The sequence below is a fragment of the Cedecea sp. B1(4) genome, assembly GCF_059414925.1.
The window spans coordinates 1-16,703 of record NZ_JCAHMZ010000001.1 but is presented as its reverse complement, the minus strand read 5'-3'; the positions used below and the strand labels follow the sequence as shown (position 1 = coordinate 16,703).

Here is a 16,703-nt window from a genome sequence, read left to right as displayed (position 1 = left end):
CTTAAACCGTCAGGACCACGCAGCTGTCGGCATCCCAGCACAGGCGAACTTCATCCCCCCAGGTGGGCGCTCCTTTACGGTAGCGGTGCTCATTTTGCAGCTGGGCGCTGATCATCTGCCCGCTTTTCAGCCGAACGTGGTAGATGGAGAGATCGCCGAGGTAGGCGATATGCACCACTTCTCCGACGGCAAAGTTATAGCCATCGGCGGGCGGCTCCTCGCAAAGCGTCACCTTTTCCGGGCGCAACGCAACGAAGACCGGTACGCCGTCCACCACGGAAGCATCAGGATCCACCTTCAGCGGATGCACAAGTCCGGGACTGTCTATCACCAGCCCGTCGTCCTGACGCTCTTTCAGCAGCCCTTCGAAGACGTTTACCGACCCGATAAACTCCGCGCTATAGCGAGTGGTTGGGTGCTCATAAATCTCTTCCGGCTCGCCAATTTGCACGAACTTGCCGCGATTCATGATGGCAATTCGCCCGGCCATGGTCATCGCCTCTTCCTGATCGTGGGTCACCATCACGCAGGTCACGCCGACGCGTTCAAGGATGTCCACTACTTCCAGCTGCATCCGGTCACGGAGCTTTTTATCCAGCGCCCCCATTGGCTCGTCGAGCAGCAATAATTTGGGACGCTTGGCCAGGCTTCTGGCTAACGCCACGCGCTGACGCTGGCCGCCGGACAGCTGGTGAGGCTTGCGCCTTGCGAACTCCTGCATGTGTACCAGGGTCAGCATTTCTGCCACCCGGCTGGTAATTTCCGCCTTCGGCAGTTTGTCCTGCTTCAGGCCAAAGGCGATGTTTTGCTCCACGGTCATGTGCGGGAACAGCGCGTAGGACTGGAACATCATATTGATTGGGCGCTGGTAAGGCGGCACATGCGACAAATCGACGCCATCAAGCATGATTTGCCCGGCACTTGGCTGTTCAAACCCCGCCAGCATGCGCAGCAGCGTGGATTTTCCGCAGCCAGAGGCGCCCAGCAAAGCAAAAATTTCGCCTTTATAGATGGTCAGACTGACGTCATCCACGGCATGTTGGCCATCAAACGATTTAGTGAGGTTACGAATTTCCAGCAGCGGCGTCAGCGCTTTGGGTGTTTTGGACTGCGGGCGAGGGATTGCGTCGTTCAATTCTGTTGCTCTCCGGCAAAAGCAAAAAGAAGATACGGCCCGGTTGCCGTACTTTTCGCCATTCTGGAAACAAGGGCTTCCGTTCAGGCTGGGGCGATTGCACAACTCTGGTGCAACCGCCCGGTGCAGGTTGTGACAGGACTATTTGCCTGTTTTAACCTTAGTCCACGCGCGGGTGATAACCCGGTCAATCTTCGCTGGCATCACCGTTTGTGTGAACAACTTGGCACGAATATCCGCCGGCGGGTAAATTCCCGGATTGCTGCGGACCTCTTCGCTCAGTAACGGCGTAGCTTCTTTGTTGGCGTTCGCGTAGTATATATGATTACTGATGTTGGCGATAACGTCCGGCTTCATCAGGTAGTTCAGGAACTGGTACGCTTCGTCTTTATTCTTCGCATCTACCGGCAGGGCAAACATATCGAAGTAGACCATCGCACCTTCCTTAGGAATGGAATAAGCAACATTCACGCCATTTTTAGCTTCTTTGGCGCGGTTTGCCGCCTGCAGAATATCCCCGGACCAGCCAATCGCCACGCAGATGTCACCGTTGGCAAGGTCGTTGATGTACTGCGATGAATGGAAGTAACGGATATTTGGCCGCAGCTTCATCAGCAGATCGTTAGCCGCCCCGGTGTAGTCCGCGGCGTTGGTGCTGTTCGGATCTTTGCCCAGGTAGTGCAACACGGTCGCGTAAATTTCACTTGGCGCGTCCAGGAAAGACACGCCACAGCTTTTCAGTTTTTCAAGGTTTTCCGGCTTGAAGATCAGATCCCAGCTGTCCACCGGTGCGTCTTTCCCCAGCACGGCTTTCACTTTATCGACGTTGTAGCCGATGCCGGTCGTCACCATCATGTACGGAATGCCGTATTTGTTGTCGTGGTCGTTTTGCGCCACCAGCTTGAGCATTTCCGGGTCGAGGTTTTTGTAGTTCGGCAGTTTGCTTTTATCCAGCGGCTCGAAGATGCCGGCCTGCGCCTGGCGCTCAAGGAACTGCGAAGACGGCACCACCAGGTCATAGCCCGTGCTGCCCGCCATCAGCTTCCCTTCCAGCACTTCGTTGGAATCAAACACGTCGTAGACCACTTTGATGCCAGTCTCTTTCGTGAAGTTTGCCAGGGTATCCGGGGCTATATAGTCAGACCAGTTATAAACGTGCAGCGTCTTTTGTTCGGCGGCAGAGCTGGCGGCAGAAGCCACCATCAGCGCGCCAGCAACCATCCCCAACAACCCTTTTTTACGTAGGTAGAGCATAATTTCATTCCTTCTGAATAAAGGCCAAACCAGGCTCGAATGAGCCGAATTTACGCAATGTGGCTTATCCGCATTCACCGCATGCTTTTTTAGCATGCAAAATTCATGCATCTCTATTCATTCTGCTGAAAAAGAATTTGGGTAATCTTCACGCAGACGTTGCTCGTTTTTACGGCCAAGCAAGAATAACTGTAGCCAGGGTTGGCGACTATAGCCCGGATGAAAAAACGCCTTTTATCAACTTTTTAGACATCTTTCGTCTATTCAGGCGGCAAAAATGCGCCTTATGGCAGGGATTTGTCTGGCTGTGACGGCTTTATGACAGAATAAAAACATGCAGAACGCAGCGGCGCTGGTGGCCGCTGCGTTAAAAAAAGAAAGGATCAGTGCAGAGAGTGGGTGTGAATAATTGTGCCGTCGCGCTCTTCTTCTTCGGCCACAAAAAGCAGCTGATTAGCGCAAGCCTCGAGGATCACCATCGAAACCTGCTCTTCGCTCTGCTGAACAAAGGCGGCAAACTGCTCGCGGGTGATGCCCACGGAGGCAGACAACGACTGACACACCACCAGCTTGGGCAGGTTATCATCCTGGATGTCGAGAAACGCTTTCACCGTTAGCGAGCTGGCGTTGATCGAGGAGAGATCGGACGCCAACGGCAGCAGCGCCGACGGTTTAACTTCTGCCAATGCGGAAAACAGAATAATGTTGTCCACGAGATCGATTTTCGCGTCGTATACGCCATCGAAGTTCTGCATATGGGGCAAATGCAATGCCTGGCAGGTATCGCACTCGAAAAAGGTTACGCCAGTTTCATCCAGCCAGCGGCGTAAAGTGTCCAGAGTCGGGACCACGAGTGAATCCATAAACGCAAAAACCTCATTACCTGTTCAAAAATTAACGTGCCATCTTACGCAAAAATGACACGTCATACTATGCATTAGCGCCGATTTGGCAATTATCCCCCGGTTTTAAGACAGTACCCAGGGCGGGCCTGCCGCTCTATCCATTTGATCATCAGCCCGGCGATATCGACCCCGCTCGTGTTTTCAATGCCTTCCAGCCCCGGCGAGGCGTTAACTTCCATCACCAGCGGCCCGCGATCGGCGCGTAAAATGTCCACCCCGGCAATATCCAGCCCCAGCGTGCTGGCCGCTTTTAGCGCCACTTCTCGCTCAAGATCGGTAATTGTGACCTGATGCGCGACGCCGCCACGGTGCAGGTTTGAGCGGAAATCGCCGGGCTTGGCCTGCCGTTCAATGGCGGCCACAACCTCATCGCCCACCACCAGACAGCGAATATCTCTGCCCTGCGCTTCTTTGATGTATTCCTGCACCAGAATATGGGCGTTAAGACCGCGAAACGCATCAATCACGCTTTCCGCCGCCTGCCGCGTTTCAGCCAGCACCACACCAATGCCTTGCGTACCTTCAACGAGCTTCACCACCAGCGGCGCGCCACCTACCATATCAATAAGATCGCTGGTGTCGTCCGGCGAGTGGGCAAACCCCGTCACCGGCAAATCAATCCCCTGCTTCGCCAGCAATTGCAGCGAGCGCAGCTTGTCCCGCGCGCGGGTGATCGCCACCGACTCATTCAGCGGGTAGCTTCCCAGCATTTCGAACTGGCGCAGCACCGCCGTGCCGTAAAAGGTGATAGCCGAGCCAATACGCGGGATAACCGCGTCATAATGCGGCAGTTGACGCCCCTTATAATGCACGGAAGGCGCGGCCGGATTAATGTTCATATAGCAAGAAAGGGGATCAATGATCTCCACCTGATGACCACGACGCGTTGCCGCCTCGCGCAGGCGCTTGCATGAGTAGAGCGTTCCATCCCGGGATAAAATAGCGATTTTCAACCTGCACCTCTGAGCAACCAGACCAAAATTAACCGCCCGCTAATCATACCACTGCCTTCACCTTTCAACGACGGACTAATCGGTGGGAGACATCTTAAGTGCCTCAATTAATTGCTTTGTGGTCGAGGTGAGATGGACGGGATCAAAAACGGCATACAGGTCGGCGGGTATCGGCCTCGCCGGGGGGCGAAACACCACGCCAGGCCAGTTCATCTGCGCGTAGCTGTCGGCGATGATGGTTAGCCCGAAACCAATGCTCACCAGTGCCAGGACGGTTTGCGGCTCCACCGCCTCACGAACAACCCTCGGGGTAAAACCAGCTTCACGGCAAACACGTTGCAGGAAAGTCCAGTCAGAGTGAATGGCGGTCATCGTCACGAACGCTTCATGCCGCAGTTGGGTAATGTCCACCGTTTGCTGCCGGGCTAGCGGGTGCTGCTCCGGCAGCGCGACCATAAATGTCGCCTCATGCAGCTTTTCGCTCTTAAGGCCACCGGGCGGGCTGGTTTCCATCCGCCAGATCCCGGCATCAATCTCGTGACGTTCAAGCAAAGCAAGCTGATCCCCCGGGGACTTTTCACGGAAGGTCACATCAATGGCGGGATAGTCAGCAATAAACCGCTGTAGCCCAAGCCGCAGCCCACCCCAAATGGCGGTTCCAACAATCCCTAGCTGAATTCGACCGCCTTCACCACGGCCAATCTGCTCAACCCTGGCCAGCGCAAGGCTTGCGTTGTTCAGCAGCTGTTTTGTCTCTTCCAGCAGGACTTCGCCTGCGTGAGTCAGCGCCACGTGCCGGGAATGACGGATAAACAGTACCGTCCCCAGTTGAGCTTCCAGTTCTTTGATATGAAAGCTCAGGGGAGGCTGCGACATGTTCAGCCGCGCGGCAGCCCGGCCAAAGTGCAGTTCCTCGGCTACGGCCTGAAAATAACGCAGCAGCTTAAGATCGGTGCGATAGATACGCTGAGATGTATTCATGAGGCTCCCTGAGTGGCAAGCCTCATAAATTACCATCGCTTAAACTTGCTGTAAGGCCAGGAGCCTTAATGTGCGAGCGATGCCGAAGAATCACTCTGCTAGCGGTGGTGATAGTGGAAGCTAAAGTGGAAGACGACGGCAAGCACCAGCGCATAGCCAGCAAAAACCAGCCAGATAGTCGGCCAGTCTTTGGCGCCATCGGCGGTGAAATAATCCACCACATAACCACTGACAATCGCTCCGAAATACGCCCCAACCCCGTTCACCATCGTCATAAACAGCCCTTGAGCGCTGGCGCGAATACGTGACTCCACCTCCTGCTCAACAAACACGGAGCCGGAGATATTAAAGAAATCAAAGGCGCAGCCGTAGACCACCATCGACAGCAACAGCAGCACAAAACCAAAGGCAGAAGGATCGCCCCAGGCGAACAGCGCAAAGCGCAGCACCCAGGCGACCATGCTCATCAGCATGACCTGTTTAATGCCAAAACGCCGCAGGAAAAAGGGGATCGTTAAAATAAAGACCACTTCCGACATCTGCGAGACGGAAAGCAAGATCGAGGGGTACTGCACCACAAAGCTGCTGGCAAACGCCGGCTGGCGGGCGAAATCATGCAGGAACGGGTTGCCGAAAGTATTGGTGATTTGCAGCACTGCCCCAAGCAGCATGGCGAACAGGAAAAAAACCGCCATTTGTGGCTTTTTGAACAGCACAAACGCGTCCAGCCCCAGGCGACTCACCCAGCTGCGCGTGGCCTGGCTTTTTATCACCGGGATAGTCGGCAGCGTAAGCGCATACAGCGCCAGCATCCCGGAAGCCCCTGCGGCAATATAGAGCTGCATACTGCTCAACTCTATGCGCATCAGGCTAACGGTCCACATCGCCGCAATAAAGCCCACGGTACCGAACACCCTCACAGGCGGGAAATGCGTCACCGTATCCAGACCGTTTTTTTCCAGGCAGGCGTAAGACACCGTATTGGACAGCGCAATGGTCGGCATAAAGGCCAGGGCATTACCCAGCATTGCCCAAAACATCAACCCCGGCTGATCGATGCTGGCCGCCCAGACCAGCATCCCCGCCCCCACCAGATGACAGAGAGAGTACACCCGATTGGCCGGGAGCCATTTATCGGCCACAATGCCGATAAGACCCGGCATCAGCAGCGCCGCAAGCCCTTTGGTACTGTAAACCATGCCAACATCTGCCCCCTTAAAGCCGAGCGTATTGATCATGTAAGATCCCAAAGTGACCAGCCACGTCCCCCAGATGAAGTACTGCAAAAACAGCATGATTTTTAAGCGGAGTTTAATCGCCATCTGTTTTCCCTGCCTTGGTCAGTGAGGATCAGGCCAGTTTGCCGAGGAAGCCGCAAATCAGGTTAATGAAGTTCTGCCGCGACAGCGCAGCCGCTTTCAGCGTCTGTTCATGGGAAAGCTGAATACTCCCCAGCCCTTCGGCAAGGTTGGTAATCGCCGAGACGGCAACCACCTTCAGGCCGCAATGGCGGGCGCTGATCACCTCCGGCACAACCGACATCCCCACCACGTGGCCGCCAATAATTTGCATCATGCGAATTTCCGCTGCGGTTTCGAAGTTTGGCCCTGGATAAGAAACAAATACTCCCTCATGCAGCGGGAACCCCTGCTCATGTGCAACCTGCTGGAGTACGGCGCGATAGTCGGCATCATAGGCGTTTGCCAGCGAGAAAAAGCGCTCACCAAACCGCTCATCATTTGGCCCAACGGTCGGCGTGCCCGGCATCGTATTAATATGATCGCTGAGTGCCACCAGGCTTCCAGGTTCCACTTCCGGGCGCAGAGAACCGGCGGCGTTGGTAGAAAACAGTATTTCGCATCCCAGTAGCTTAAAAGTGCGAATTGCGCTGGTCATCACCGACATTCCACGCCCTTCATAAAAGTGCCCCCGCCCTTTCATACAGGCTACCGGCACGCCAGCCAGAGTGCCGACGACCAGTTCGCCCGCATGGCCATGGACGGTGCTGACGGGGAACCCGGGCAGCTCTTCATAGGAAAATGTTACAGGAGAGTCGATTTTTTCCGCCAGCTCCCCCAGCCCGGAGCCCAGAATAAAAGCAATGCGGGGTACCAGACCGTTAATGCGGGCGCGAATAATGTCGGCGGCGTAGAAAGGCGAATTATCAAAAGTAGAGGTTGGCATAGAAGGTTCCTTGTCAGATTGTCGTTATAACTTCAGCAGTTATAACGACTCACCGACGGATGAAACCAATACCGTTTGAGGCCACGATTAATACTAAAAATGTATCGATCGCCGCTTTGATGGCCTGGCAGCCGCGTGAATTAGCGTGTCGCCCAGCCCTGCTTGTGCAGGTAATCCAGAATGAAAGGCCGGCTTTCTTTAATGATGGTACGGCTGATGTGGTCGCTCCAGGTGTCGCGCCGTGTATTGCTGTCCCGGCTCAAATAATACTGCGCCAGCTGCTCGTCGTACTCGTCCAGCAGCGGCCTGTTCAGCGGCTGATAGCGGTTTTCATGCACCAGCATCGCAGCGGGCATACGCGGCTTGATATCCGGCGTGGCAGCGGGCCAGCCCAGGCAAAGGCCAAACAGCGGTAACACGTATTTCGGCACGCCCAACAGCTCTCCCACCGCTTCAATATTGTTGCGGATGCCGCCAATATAGACCCCGCCCAGCCCCAGAGATTCTGCGGCGGTAAACGCATTCTGAGCCAGAATCGCGGTATCGACCGCACCAAGCAGCAGCTGTTCCGCCAGCCCAAGCTGGGCGTCCGGGCAGATTTGAAGATTGCGGTTAAAGTCGGCGCAGAACACCCAAAACTCGGCGGCTTCCGCCACATGCTTTTGCCCGCCGGTCAGCGGCACTAGTTGCTCGCGTAGCGCTATATCCGTGATGCGAATGATTGAGCTGCACTGAAGGAAGCTGGAAGTAGAAGCAGCCTGTGCGCTGGCAATAATGGCTTCGCGCTGCTCGTCGGTAATAGGTTCCCCGGTAAAATGACGAATTGAACGGTGGGAACGAAGCAGATCAATGGTCGGCGTCATCGCGATTTTCCTTTGGCTTTTTTACATCAGAGTGTTTTGAAGCAGAATCAGGCAGCGTCAGCTGCGGGGCAAGACGTTTAGCAATATGCCACGTCATGATGATTGCCGCCGGCAGCATTAGCCCAAGGCCAATAAATACCATGACTATGGCCGCCGTTGCAGTGGCCACAGGTGCGGGCAGCGTCAGGTATCCCTGCAGCGAGAGAAAGGCGAGCGCCAAAAAACCTATCCCCACCGCTTCCAGCACAATCACCGATTTGTATAACGATCCGACCGCGCGCATAGCGGCATCTCCTGTGTTCAGGCCAGCTATCATCGAGTCCACGCCCCTCCCACTGAAAGGAGATAGCCTACGGGCATCGAACTAACAGGCACGACCTTCTTTAAAAATGTGACGGATGTCGGCATTATAAGCGCATTCGCCGGTTCGTATCGGCCATAAAAACTGAGGAGAGAGCATGTTTGCAGTAATTTTTGGACGCCCTGGCTGCCCATATTGTGTTCGCGCTAAAGAACTGGCTGAGAAACTGACCGCCGAGCGTGATGACTTCAACTTCCGCTATGTTGACATCCACGCAGAAGGCATCACCAAAGCTGACCTGGAAAAAACCGTGGGTAAACCGGTTGAAACGGTGCCGCAGATCTTCCTGGATCAGAAGCACATTGGTGGCTGCACCGATTTTGAAGCTTACGCAAAAGAACATCTGAACCTGTTCCAGACCGCGCAGTAAACTTTAAGAATGCAGAAAACCGACTCTCAGTAGTCGGTTTTTTTGTGCGTGCGATTCCGATTCTTACACATAAAAAATAGCAGATAACACAGCGAACCGAGGGACGACCAGAAAACAGCGCTCAGTAGCCAGGCCATTTCTTGCCAGAACGAGCGTGTTACGGGGAAAAACAGGTGGGCAATCAACAGGCAGAACGGCGAAGCAAACATCGCTCCCACCAGCGGTTTGACCACTCGATCGCCTTGGGAAAAGAAGCTGGCCACGGCACCCGGGAGAAGGAAAAACAGCAGCCCAAGCTCATAGCGCCCGGTGGCAATAAACCGCCCCATCACGTTCAGGCGCAGAGAAAGAAAAACCAGAATAAAGAGCACGAAGCAGCAGGTAATTCCTAACCACTTTTGCGCGCGTCTGTGCATTTTACCTCCTGACATCTGCTTTTGCTCGAAAATACCCTGCCGGAAAATTCAGCAGCGTCTTTACCCGATTTGATAATGCCTGGCCATCCGTTCCGATAAAGCATTGCCACATTTAGCACAATATTCTTACTAGCCGCTGATACAGAGAAAGATTAAACTAGCGGCAGAAATTCGGTCGTCGCGTGAGATATTTATATGCGTGATAATTTGCCGGTCGTCGCTGACGAAACCGTCAAAACCTTAGCGCATAACTCTATCTCTTTCAACAGCTTACTGGTAAACAAGAAGTTAGCCTTCGTGAATATAAACGTCGCAGATTTGTTAAACGGGAATTACATCCTTTTGTTATTTGTTGTACTAACGCTCGGACTTTGCCTGGGGAAATTACGCCTCGGTCCGGTGCAACTGGGTAATTCCATTGGTGTTTTAGTGGTCTCTTTATTACTCGGGCAACAGCATTTCTCGATCAATACCGACGCGCTAAATCTGGGTTTTATGCTGTTCATTTTCTGCGTAGGCGTCGAAGCCGGGCCAAACTTTTTTTCTATTTTCTTCCGCGACGGCAAAAATTATCTGATGCTGGCTCTGGTGATGGTTGGCAGCGCGCTGCTAATTGCGCTGGGGCTGGGCAAACTGTTTGGCTGGGACATTGGCCTGACAGCCGGTATGCTCGCCGGTGCCATGACCTCCACGCCCGTGCTGGTCGGAGCGGGCGATACCCTGCGCCATTCAAGCATCCCCGCCGCGCAGCTTGCGACCTCGCTGGATAACCTGAGCCTCGGCTATGCCCTGACCTACCTTATTGGCCTGGTCAGCCTGATCGTGGGTGCTCGCTATTTGCCGAAGCTGCAACATCAGGATCTGCAGACCAGCGCCCAGCAGATTGCTCGCGAGCGCGGTCTGGATACTGACGCGAGCCGCAAAGTTTACCTCCCGGTGATCCGAGCCTACCGCGTCGGGCCTGAGCTGGTTGCCTGGGCCGACGGTAAAAATCTGCGCGAACTGGGTATTTATCGCCAGACCGGCTGCTACATCGAACGTATTCGCCGCAACGGCATTCTGGCTAACCCGGACGGGGATGCCGTGCTGCAAATGGGGGATGAAATCTCGTTGGTGGGCTACCCGGATTCTCACTCGCGCCTCGACCCAAGCTTCAGAAACGGTAAAGAGGTTTTCGACCGCGATCTGCTGGATATGCGCATCGTTACCGAAGAAATTGTGGTGAAAAACCACAATGCCGTGGGCCGTCGCCTGGCGCAGCTCAAGCTCACCGACCACGGCTGCTTCCTGAACCGTGTGATCCGCAGCCAGATTGAAATGCCCATCGACGACAATATCGTGCTGAACAAAGGCGATGTCCTGCAGGTCAGCGGCGATGCCAGACGCGTGAAAACCGTTGCCGAGCGCATCGGCTTTATCTCAATTCACAGCCAGATAACCGACCTGCTGGCCTTCTGCGCCTTCTTTGTTATTGGCCTGATGGTGGGCATGGTCACCTTCCAGTTCAGCTCGTTCAGCTTCGGCATCGGGAACGCCGCTGGCCTGTTGTTTGCAGGCATCATGCTTGGCTTCCTGCGCGCCAACCACCCAACCTTCGGCTACATTCCGCAGGGTGCGCTAAACATGGTGAAAGAGTTCGGCCTGATGGTGTTTATGGCGGGGGTTGGCCTGAGCGCCGGCAGCGGCATCAGCAACGGCCTCGGTGCTGTAGGCGGCCAGATGCTGATTTCCGGGCTTATCGTGAGCCTGGTGCCGGTGATTATCTGCTTCCTGTTCGGCGCCTATGTGCTGCGAATGAACCGCGCCCTGCTGTTCGGCGCGATGATGGGGGCACGGACCTGTGCGCCAGCGATGGAAATCATCAGCGACACCGCCCGCAGCAACATTCCTGCGTTGGGATATGCCGGCACCTACGCTATCGCTAACGTGTTGTTAACACTGGCCGGTACATTAATTGTCGTGATATGGCCAGGTTTGTGATCGCAACCACAGACAAAGAAAAATACTTTTTTTTTATGCCTGAGCGAACTTTCTTTCGGGGCGTCAGTCTGAATTAGTGCCACTGCTTTTCTTTGATGTCCCCAATTTGTGGAGCCCATCAACCCCGCCGCTTTCGGTTCAAGGTTGATGGGTTTTTTGTTGCCTGAATTTTACCAACCGTAAAATCAATTACTTACATCACCGCTTTCCCATGCATGGCGACAAAGTGGCGACAGCGCTAAAGCACGTCGCAAAAACCTGACTTCAATTCCCCATGATTTTTCGCCCTCCTCACTACTAAAAACCATCGATTCATGGCAACAAATGAATAAAATCAAAAAAAATAGTCAGCAAGGATAGCCGAATGTTCGATTTTTACCCTGAGAAAACCTACAGCAGAACGGAAGTCATGAGTGTGCCTTCTCCGGTTCCAGCGGTGAACGGTATTTATTTTTGGTGGTTTAAAGAAATCCCTCCGGGCGGTCCTGCAGAAGGCTGCATAACATTCGACGATTACACTTTGCTTTATGTTGGCATCTCACCAGACCAGCGTGGGAAACCCAACAGTCGTTCGAATTTAAGGAAGCGTATCAAAACGCATTACAGCGGAAATGCTGCTGGTTCCACTTTTAGACGCACGCTTGGAGTGCTACTCAGCCGTGAAAGCAACTTTCCCCTGCGCAGGGTAGGGTCTGGCTCCAGAATGACATTCACTCACCCAGGCGAGCAGTGGCTTGATGCCTGGATGGAAAAGAATGCCAAAGTTCACTGGATATCTGTCGCAGCGCCATGGGAATTTGAGGACACTTTGATCGCATCGATTCCCCTGCCATTGAACATTCAGGGAAATGCTCATGACTTTAGAATGACGCTTTCAGGAATGCGTAGTCAGGCTGCAGCAGAGGCAAGATTGATGGAGATTGCTGATGAAAGGGGTTTCAGAAGAAGACTTTTGGCGTAGTAAAAAAACTACGCCTATGGTCTTAGATCAGTAAGCTAATTGTTCCTGTATTCCCTTCGGATGAGGCGGCGCGGCGCTGATTTTTTGCGGACGGCAAACAGATCGCACGAAAGTCTCATGCGTCACGAACGTATGCCCGCACTCAATATTGGTACACTGGTTGTATCGTTCTTTGGTTTCGCTGGAAACCTGAAAGCTACTGTGTGTATGCGCGGCCTGGCCGCACATCGGACAATTCATCATTTCGTTCAGCCCTCACTCTTAACCAGTTCGCAATAATGATACATAATTGTTCTCAATATGGAACTAATCATTCAATTTCGAGCTCATCTATTTTCACTTCGAGATCCAGACTGGCCGTAAACCCGTTATCCGGGCTGACGGTGTGAGTCAGCGTCGTGATGGTCCACTCCGCATCATCAATCGGCTGCTTAAACCCGCTCACCTTCACCGGCATTTTGGTGTAGAGATCTGCCCGACCTTCTGCCAGCTGCAGGGTGAATGACGCCACCCCGCGCTACAGGCGCTCCCACTGCATCTTTGCCGCTCGCTCTGCATTGCTGCGGTTTGCATAAGTTCTGTTGAGTACCAGCACGTTCTCATCAGTTCCCACCAGGTAATCGCCCTGTTTTGCTTCCGGCTCCTTTGCCGCGGTGGTTTTCTTTCGACGGTGCTTAACCTTTGCTGTCTCTTTTTTCTTTGGCTCACGGGTATGGAGCCAGCTGGCAATCACCCCCGTATAGGCATCGCGATCTGCCAGGGTAAAACGATGACCGTTACCGGCCTGGCGGGTTATGGTGATAACCGGCAGCGGCTTACCGCTTGCCGTTCTGCCCTGCCCCTGGCGGATAAACAACAAATTGCCGTCCTTAACTGAGGCTATCGCTCCATACTGCCGCGCCAGCTTTATCAGGAAACTCGCATCGCTCTCATTGGTCTGGTCAAGATGATCCACAGGCTTGTCCATCAGGTCCTGGCCCAGCGCCATCTTTAATTTATGCCTGGCGGCGATTTCCTTCACGACTTCGCCCACCGTTGTCTGGTGCCAGGACTTTTCACGCCGCGTGTTAAGGGTTTCACGGAAATCGGCACTACGCGCGCGAATTGTGAGACGGTCAGGCGCGCCGCTGTGCTCAATCTCATCGACAGTAAAGGCCCCTTTCGGAAAAAGCGGCTGACCTTTCCACCCCAGCGCAAACTGAATAATGGCCCCCCGGCGCGGCAGAACGATTTTCCCGTCCGAGTCGTCCAGTTCCAGATCAAGCTGGTCCGCTTCAAAGCCCCGGTTATCCGTCAGCGTCAGACTCATCAGGCGTGGATCTGGATACCTACTGGTTTGTGCAGTACGGCATGACCACGCAGCCGTACGAGTTCACTAAAGGCAGCATCTTTCATCTGATGGAGCCGGATTTAAACCAGGAGATTTACGGTCTGCCGGAGTACCTGTCCGCCATCCCGTCCGCCCTACTGAACGAGTCCGCAACCCTGTTCCGCCGCAAGTATTACATCAACGGCAGCCATGCGGGGTTCATCATGTACATGACCGACGCCGCACAGAATCAGGAGGACGTGAACAACATCAGCCATGCGATGAAAAGCGCCAAAGGGCCAGGCAATTTCCGCAATCTGTTTATCTACTCGCCGAACGGCAAAAAGGACGGGATTCAGATCATCCCGTTGTCAGAGGTCGCGGCAAAGGATGAGTTTCTGAATATCAAGAACGTGAGCCGCGATGACATGATGGCAGCGCACCGCGTTCCGCCGCAGATGATGGGGATCATGCCGAGTAATGTTGGGGGGTTTGGGGATGTGGATAAGGCGAGTAAAGTGTTCGTACGAAACGAACTAATACCTTTACAAAAAAGGATGCAGGAATTAAATAATTGGCTTGAAGATGATATATTGCAATTCAAACCATATGAATTTTAACCAAAACGTCAACCCTAGCGCTCCTAAATTAGGGTTGGCCATTAGCTCTTTAATACTACATTATAATGATCACTAATATCTTTAATAACATCAAAGATATAGCCAAATGCTTTGAAAGCTATTTTTCTTTTTTTATCCCTAACAATTTTCACGGAAAAAACATGCTTCCCATATTCAGTTTTAGAGTCTCCATCATTATTTTTATTGAATTTCTTCCCATCAAGCTCAATGTCTAAAACATCTTTAGGGAAAAGGTCTTCCATTGAGGTTTGCTCACCTGATGCAGCCAATGGTGTAAGAACTATATACAAATTCAAGAAAACATGGATATATTTCATTTTTCTCATTACATCCACGTCATCTGGGCAACTTTTAACTTTATTACGAAGGAAGTTAAGTAAATCGCTTGGGCCTGTATCATTATCAAGAACCATAATTACTGGCTGTTTTGGAACAGAGCCATAATAAGAAGCATAATGTTCTCTATAGCGCTCCACAAACTTTTTCAAATCCGCCGTTCCTCCCGAAAGACTCAAGAAATAATTTGTTTTATCATTCGATTTAAATATATTAAGATCGATTTCTTTTATTTTACTATCTGATCTCTCTCTAAATAACTCAGGGTAAGATACACCCAAAGAATTTAAAGCTGACTTCAAATATACCCTATCTGTCTTTCCTTCAGTAATTATCGTAGGACAGGAGTTGCCATGAAAAAACTTATAATAAAGGAATTTACTATATGCTTTTTCTCGGGCATTCAATTTCAATTTAAATCCATGTAAGGATGCGGGAGCCAATGCATACTTATCAGGTTGCTTACTCAATTTTTTCTTTATATTATTAAATTTATCAATTTGGTCAATAAAGCCGAACATCCCCTCTAGCTTATCTAAGCTTCCTGGTACTAAATCACCGTTTTCATCCGGCACTTTATATTCACCAGTACTATACAAAGTATGCGCTAACGCTCGAGTTTTTTTTGAGTAACGTCTATCAACATTAACAATTCTGTTAACTGTAAGGCCCGTTACTTCTTGCCTTGATGTTTTAAACGCAAGTCTAGTCTTTGAATCATTTATTTCAAAACCAGCTCTTTTTATTTCTTTCACCAAAACTTTTCCCAGAACAACCCCTTCAGGTTGTACTACGGCCATCTCTGCAGGAAATATGGTTTTATTTGTGGATATTGTTATATCATCTGCATACCTGCTATAAGCACAACCATGTTCTTTAGCCAGTTTAGCTAATCTCATATCCATTATATTGCAAATTAGATTTGATATTACAGGCGAACACGGACTCCCTTGAGGCAGGGTTCTATTATAACATGCAGCTTTTGCAAGTGTCGTTGCTACTATAGGATTTAATAAAAAATCCCGATTGGAAAGGAAATACCCTCTAACACGCCCAAAATTAAAACTTTCGAAAAAATCCTTGAGATCTATATTTAATACTATTTGTTTACCTCTATGTTTGTAAGCATTTAGTATAATTGACTTATCTCTCTCAAAACCAAAGGAATAATTATTACTAATTTTCCTTGCAGTGAATATTTCATCTCTACAATCAGAAAGTAAATCACAAATTCGGCGCTGAATGTCTTTTAGCCGTTCTGTCGGAGCGGAAATAATCCTTACTCCCTTTCCTTTCTTCGGCACTGGAAATTGTGTGTATTGATTATCTGAGCCGATTCTATATAGGACGTTAGTTAAAAATACCAACTTAACATCTAAAATTTTGGCCAAGTCTTCACGTGAAGTTGCAGCCCTAAGTGCGCCAAGTTTAGAGGTTTTTGTCATTTCTTCTTCGTCCAGGAGGAAAAAAGGTCATGAGAAAACGCATGTAGGCACTCCTTCGCACAGCATATTGGCCGTATAGCGATGAATCAAGGATTTCAGGGAGGCGATTCCTCCTGCCATTAAGGTCACTGGTTGCGATTCACAACCAACAAATCTGCCTACATGCGCATCTAGGAACGTATCACTTCAACTTTATGAATTCCAGAAGTATTTCATCTTTTATAGGTAATTACGCGCGCTCGTATCCCCGCCACGCCTGCCCGCTTTATGTAGTGGCTTTCAGGACATACTGAGGAATTTTCCCTCGTGCGACTTCATTGGTCGGTACACACGGCAGGCAATGAATTTGCGCCAGGAAGCCATCAACCAGAGTTGAGTCCTCTGTGAGATCGGTTAGCAGCCAGATTTCCGGCGCAGTAAGCTGGTGAGGTTGTTCCGGGTTTAGCTTGTTGCGTAGAGTCTGGACATTCATGCCAGCGCGTTCTGCTAGTGTAAGCACACCCGTTTTAGTTCCACGCACTTTTTGAGATTTCCGGGTTTTCAGCCATCAGCCGGTACTCTTCTGGCGTCAGGTTATTCAGGGATTCATGGGGCCGCTCACTGTTATAT

The 16,703-nt window shown here is 51.7% G+C and carries 15 protein-coding genes and 4 pseudogenes; 4 read left to right on the top strand and 15 right to left on the bottom strand.

What is annotated here, in order from left to right:
- Position 1 precedes the first annotated feature (1 nt).
- From potG to ACR6JA_RS00055, 9 genes are all read right to left on the bottom strand, one after another.
- Positions 2–1,135 (bottom strand): putrescine ABC transporter ATP-binding subunit PotG, encoded by a 1,134-nt coding sequence (gene potG, locus ACR6JA_RS00095; RefSeq protein ID WP_008461060.1) that lies wholly within the window; start codon positions 1,133–1,135, stop codon positions 2–4.
- A gap of 141 nt (positions 1,136–1,276) precedes the next feature.
- Positions 1,277–2,389 carry a spermidine/putrescine ABC transporter substrate-binding protein PotF gene (gene potF, locus ACR6JA_RS00090; RefSeq protein WP_008461059.1) on the bottom strand — a complete coding sequence of 371 codons (1,113 nt, stop codon included), beginning with the start codon at positions 2,387–2,389 and terminating at the stop codon, positions 1,277–1,279.
- 383 nt (positions 2,390–2,772) lie between these two features.
- Positions 2,773–3,252, bottom strand: a complete 480-nt coding sequence (locus ACR6JA_RS00085; protein ID WP_008461058.1) for a YbjN domain-containing protein — start codon at positions 3,250–3,252, stop codon at positions 2,773–2,775.
- A 92-nt stretch (positions 3,253–3,344) separates the two neighbouring features.
- The gene (gene rimK / locus ACR6JA_RS00080) at positions 3,345–4,247 is read right to left on the bottom strand and encodes a 30S ribosomal protein S6--L-glutamate ligase (protein WP_213715983.1); all 903 of its coding nucleotides are present in this window, start codon (positions 4,245–4,247) and stop codon (positions 3,345–3,347) included.
- Positions 4,248–4,322: 75 nt separating this feature from the next.
- Positions 4,323–5,228 (bottom strand): LysR family transcriptional regulator, encoded by a 906-nt coding sequence (locus ACR6JA_RS00075; protein WP_008461056.1) that lies wholly within the window; start codon positions 5,226–5,228, stop codon positions 4,323–4,325.
- A gap of 98 nt (positions 5,229–5,326) precedes the next feature.
- The gene (locus ACR6JA_RS00070; protein WP_494493281.1) at positions 5,327–6,550 is read right to left on the bottom strand and encodes a nucleoside permease; all 1,224 of its coding nucleotides are present in this window, start codon (positions 6,548–6,550) and stop codon (positions 5,327–5,329) included.
- Between the two features lie 28 nt (positions 6,551–6,578).
- Positions 6,579–7,412, bottom strand: a complete 834-nt coding sequence (gene xapA / locus ACR6JA_RS00065) for a xanthosine phosphorylase (protein WP_494493280.1) — start codon at positions 7,410–7,412, stop codon at positions 6,579–6,581.
- A gap of 140 nt (positions 7,413–7,552) precedes the next feature.
- Positions 7,553–8,275 (bottom strand): oxygen-insensitive NADPH nitroreductase, encoded by a 723-nt coding sequence (gene nfsA, locus ACR6JA_RS00060; RefSeq protein ID WP_494493279.1) that lies wholly within the window; start codon positions 8,273–8,275, stop codon positions 7,553–7,555.
- Entirely contained in the window at positions 8,259–8,558 is a 300-nt protein-coding gene (locus ACR6JA_RS00055; protein WP_213715987.1) for a DUF1418 family protein, read from the bottom strand. Before ACR6JA_RS00055 ends, nfsA begins: the two co-directional genes overlap by 17 nt.
- A 175-nt stretch (positions 8,559–8,733) precedes the next feature.
- On the opposite strand from ACR6JA_RS00055, the gene ACR6JA_RS00050 reads away from it, so the two are divergent.
- Entirely contained in the window at positions 8,734–9,006 is a 273-nt protein-coding gene (locus ACR6JA_RS00050; protein WP_008461049.1) for a GrxA family glutaredoxin, read from the top strand.
- 26 nt (positions 9,007–9,032) lie between these two features.
- Here ACR6JA_RS00050 and ybjM read toward each other — a convergent pair whose 3' ends face one another.
- Positions 9,033–9,422: an inner membrane protein YbjM gene (gene ybjM, locus ACR6JA_RS00045; protein ID WP_213715988.1), complete on the bottom strand. Its 390-nt coding sequence runs from the start codon at positions 9,420–9,422 to the stop codon at positions 9,033–9,035.
- 297 nt (positions 9,423–9,719) lie between these two features.
- Between ybjM and ACR6JA_RS00040 the strand changes: the two genes are divergently transcribed.
- Positions 9,720–11,402: an aspartate:alanine antiporter gene (locus tag ACR6JA_RS00040; protein WP_008461047.1), complete on the top strand. Its 1,683-nt coding sequence runs from the start codon at positions 9,720–9,722 to the stop codon at positions 11,400–11,402.
- 364 nt (positions 11,403–11,766) lie between these two features.
- Positions 11,767–12,363: a GIY-YIG nuclease family protein gene (locus tag ACR6JA_RS00035; RefSeq protein ID WP_494493278.1), complete on the top strand. Its 597-nt coding sequence runs from the start codon at positions 11,767–11,769 to the stop codon at positions 12,361–12,363.
- 27 nt (positions 12,364–12,390) lie between these two features.
- On the opposite strand, the gene ACR6JA_RS00030 is transcribed toward ACR6JA_RS00035, so the two are convergent.
- Positions 12,391–12,606, bottom strand: a complete 216-nt coding sequence (locus ACR6JA_RS00030) for an ogr/Delta-like zinc finger family protein (protein ID WP_494493277.1) — start codon at positions 12,604–12,606, stop codon at positions 12,391–12,393.
- Between the two features lie 67 nt (positions 12,607–12,673).
- Positions 12,674–13,672, bottom strand: a pseudogene (locus ACR6JA_RS00025) (phage late control D family protein).
- A 2-nt stretch (positions 13,673–13,674) separates the two neighbouring features.
- On the opposite strand from ACR6JA_RS00025, the pseudogene ACR6JA_RS00020 reads away from it, so the two are divergent.
- Positions 13,675–14,292 (top strand): annotated as a pseudogene (locus ACR6JA_RS00020) (phage portal protein); the annotation flags it as partial.
- A 41-nt stretch (positions 14,293–14,333) separates the two neighbouring features.
- On the opposite strand, the gene ACR6JA_RS00015 reads toward ACR6JA_RS00020, so the two are convergent.
- The 3 genes and pseudogenes from ACR6JA_RS00015 to ACR6JA_RS00005 form a co-directional block, all read right to left on the bottom strand.
- A complete protein-coding gene (locus ACR6JA_RS00015) occupies positions 14,334–16,094 on the bottom strand; it encodes a retron Ec67 family RNA-directed DNA polymerase/endonuclease (RefSeq protein WP_494493276.1) in 1,761 nt (586 codons plus the stop codon).
- A 271-nt stretch (positions 16,095–16,365) separates the two neighbouring features.
- Positions 16,366–16,593, bottom strand: a pseudogene (locus ACR6JA_RS00010) (phage regulatory CII family protein); the annotation flags it as partial.
- A gap of 7 nt (positions 16,594–16,600) precedes the next feature.
- A pseudogene (locus ACR6JA_RS00005) lies at positions 16,601–16,703 on the bottom strand (integrase); the annotation flags it as partial.

Bases quoted from the DNA above. Each gene is read 5' to 3' on its own strand.
- potF (WP_008461059.1), bottom strand. From the start codon at position 2,389: ATGCTCTACCTACGTAAAAAAGGGTTGTTGGGGATGGTTGCTGGCGCG.
- ACR6JA_RS00085 (WP_008461058.1), bottom strand. From the start codon at position 3,252: ATGGATTCACTCGTGGTCCCGACTCTGGACACTTTACGCCGCTGGCTG.
- ACR6JA_RS00075 (WP_008461056.1), bottom strand. From the start codon at position 5,228: ATGAATACATCTCAGCGTATCTATCGCACCGATCTTAAGCTGCTGCGT.
- ACR6JA_RS00070 (WP_494493281.1), bottom strand. From the start codon at position 6,550: ATGGCGATTAAACTCCGCTTAAAAATCATGCTGTTTTTGCAGTACTTC.
- xapA (WP_494493280.1), bottom strand. From the start codon at position 7,412: ATGCCAACCTCTACTTTTGATAATTCGCCTTTCTACGCCGCCGACATT.
- nfsA (WP_494493279.1), bottom strand. From the start codon at position 8,275: ATGACGCCGACCATTGATCTGCTTCGTTCCCACCGTTCAATTCGTCAT.
- ACR6JA_RS00055 (WP_213715987.1), bottom strand. From the start codon at position 8,558: ATGCGCGCGGTCGGATCGTTATACAAATCGGTGATTGTGCTGGAAGCG.
- ACR6JA_RS00050 (WP_008461049.1), top strand. From the start codon at position 8,734: ATGTTTGCAGTAATTTTTGGACGCCCTGGCTGCCCATATTGTGTTCGC.
- ybjM (WP_213715988.1), bottom strand. From the start codon at position 9,422: ATGCACAGACGCGCGCAAAAGTGGTTAGGAATTACCTGCTGCTTCGTG.
- ACR6JA_RS00035 (WP_494493278.1), top strand. From the start codon at position 11,767: ATGTTCGATTTTTACCCTGAGAAAACCTACAGCAGAACGGAAGTCATG.
- ACR6JA_RS00030 (WP_494493277.1), bottom strand. From the start codon at position 12,606: ATGATGAATTGTCCGATGTGCGGCCAGGCCGCGCATACACACAGTAGC.
- ACR6JA_RS00015 (WP_494493276.1), bottom strand. From the start codon at position 16,094: ATGACAAAAACCTCTAAACTTGGCGCACTTAGGGCTGCAACTTCACGT.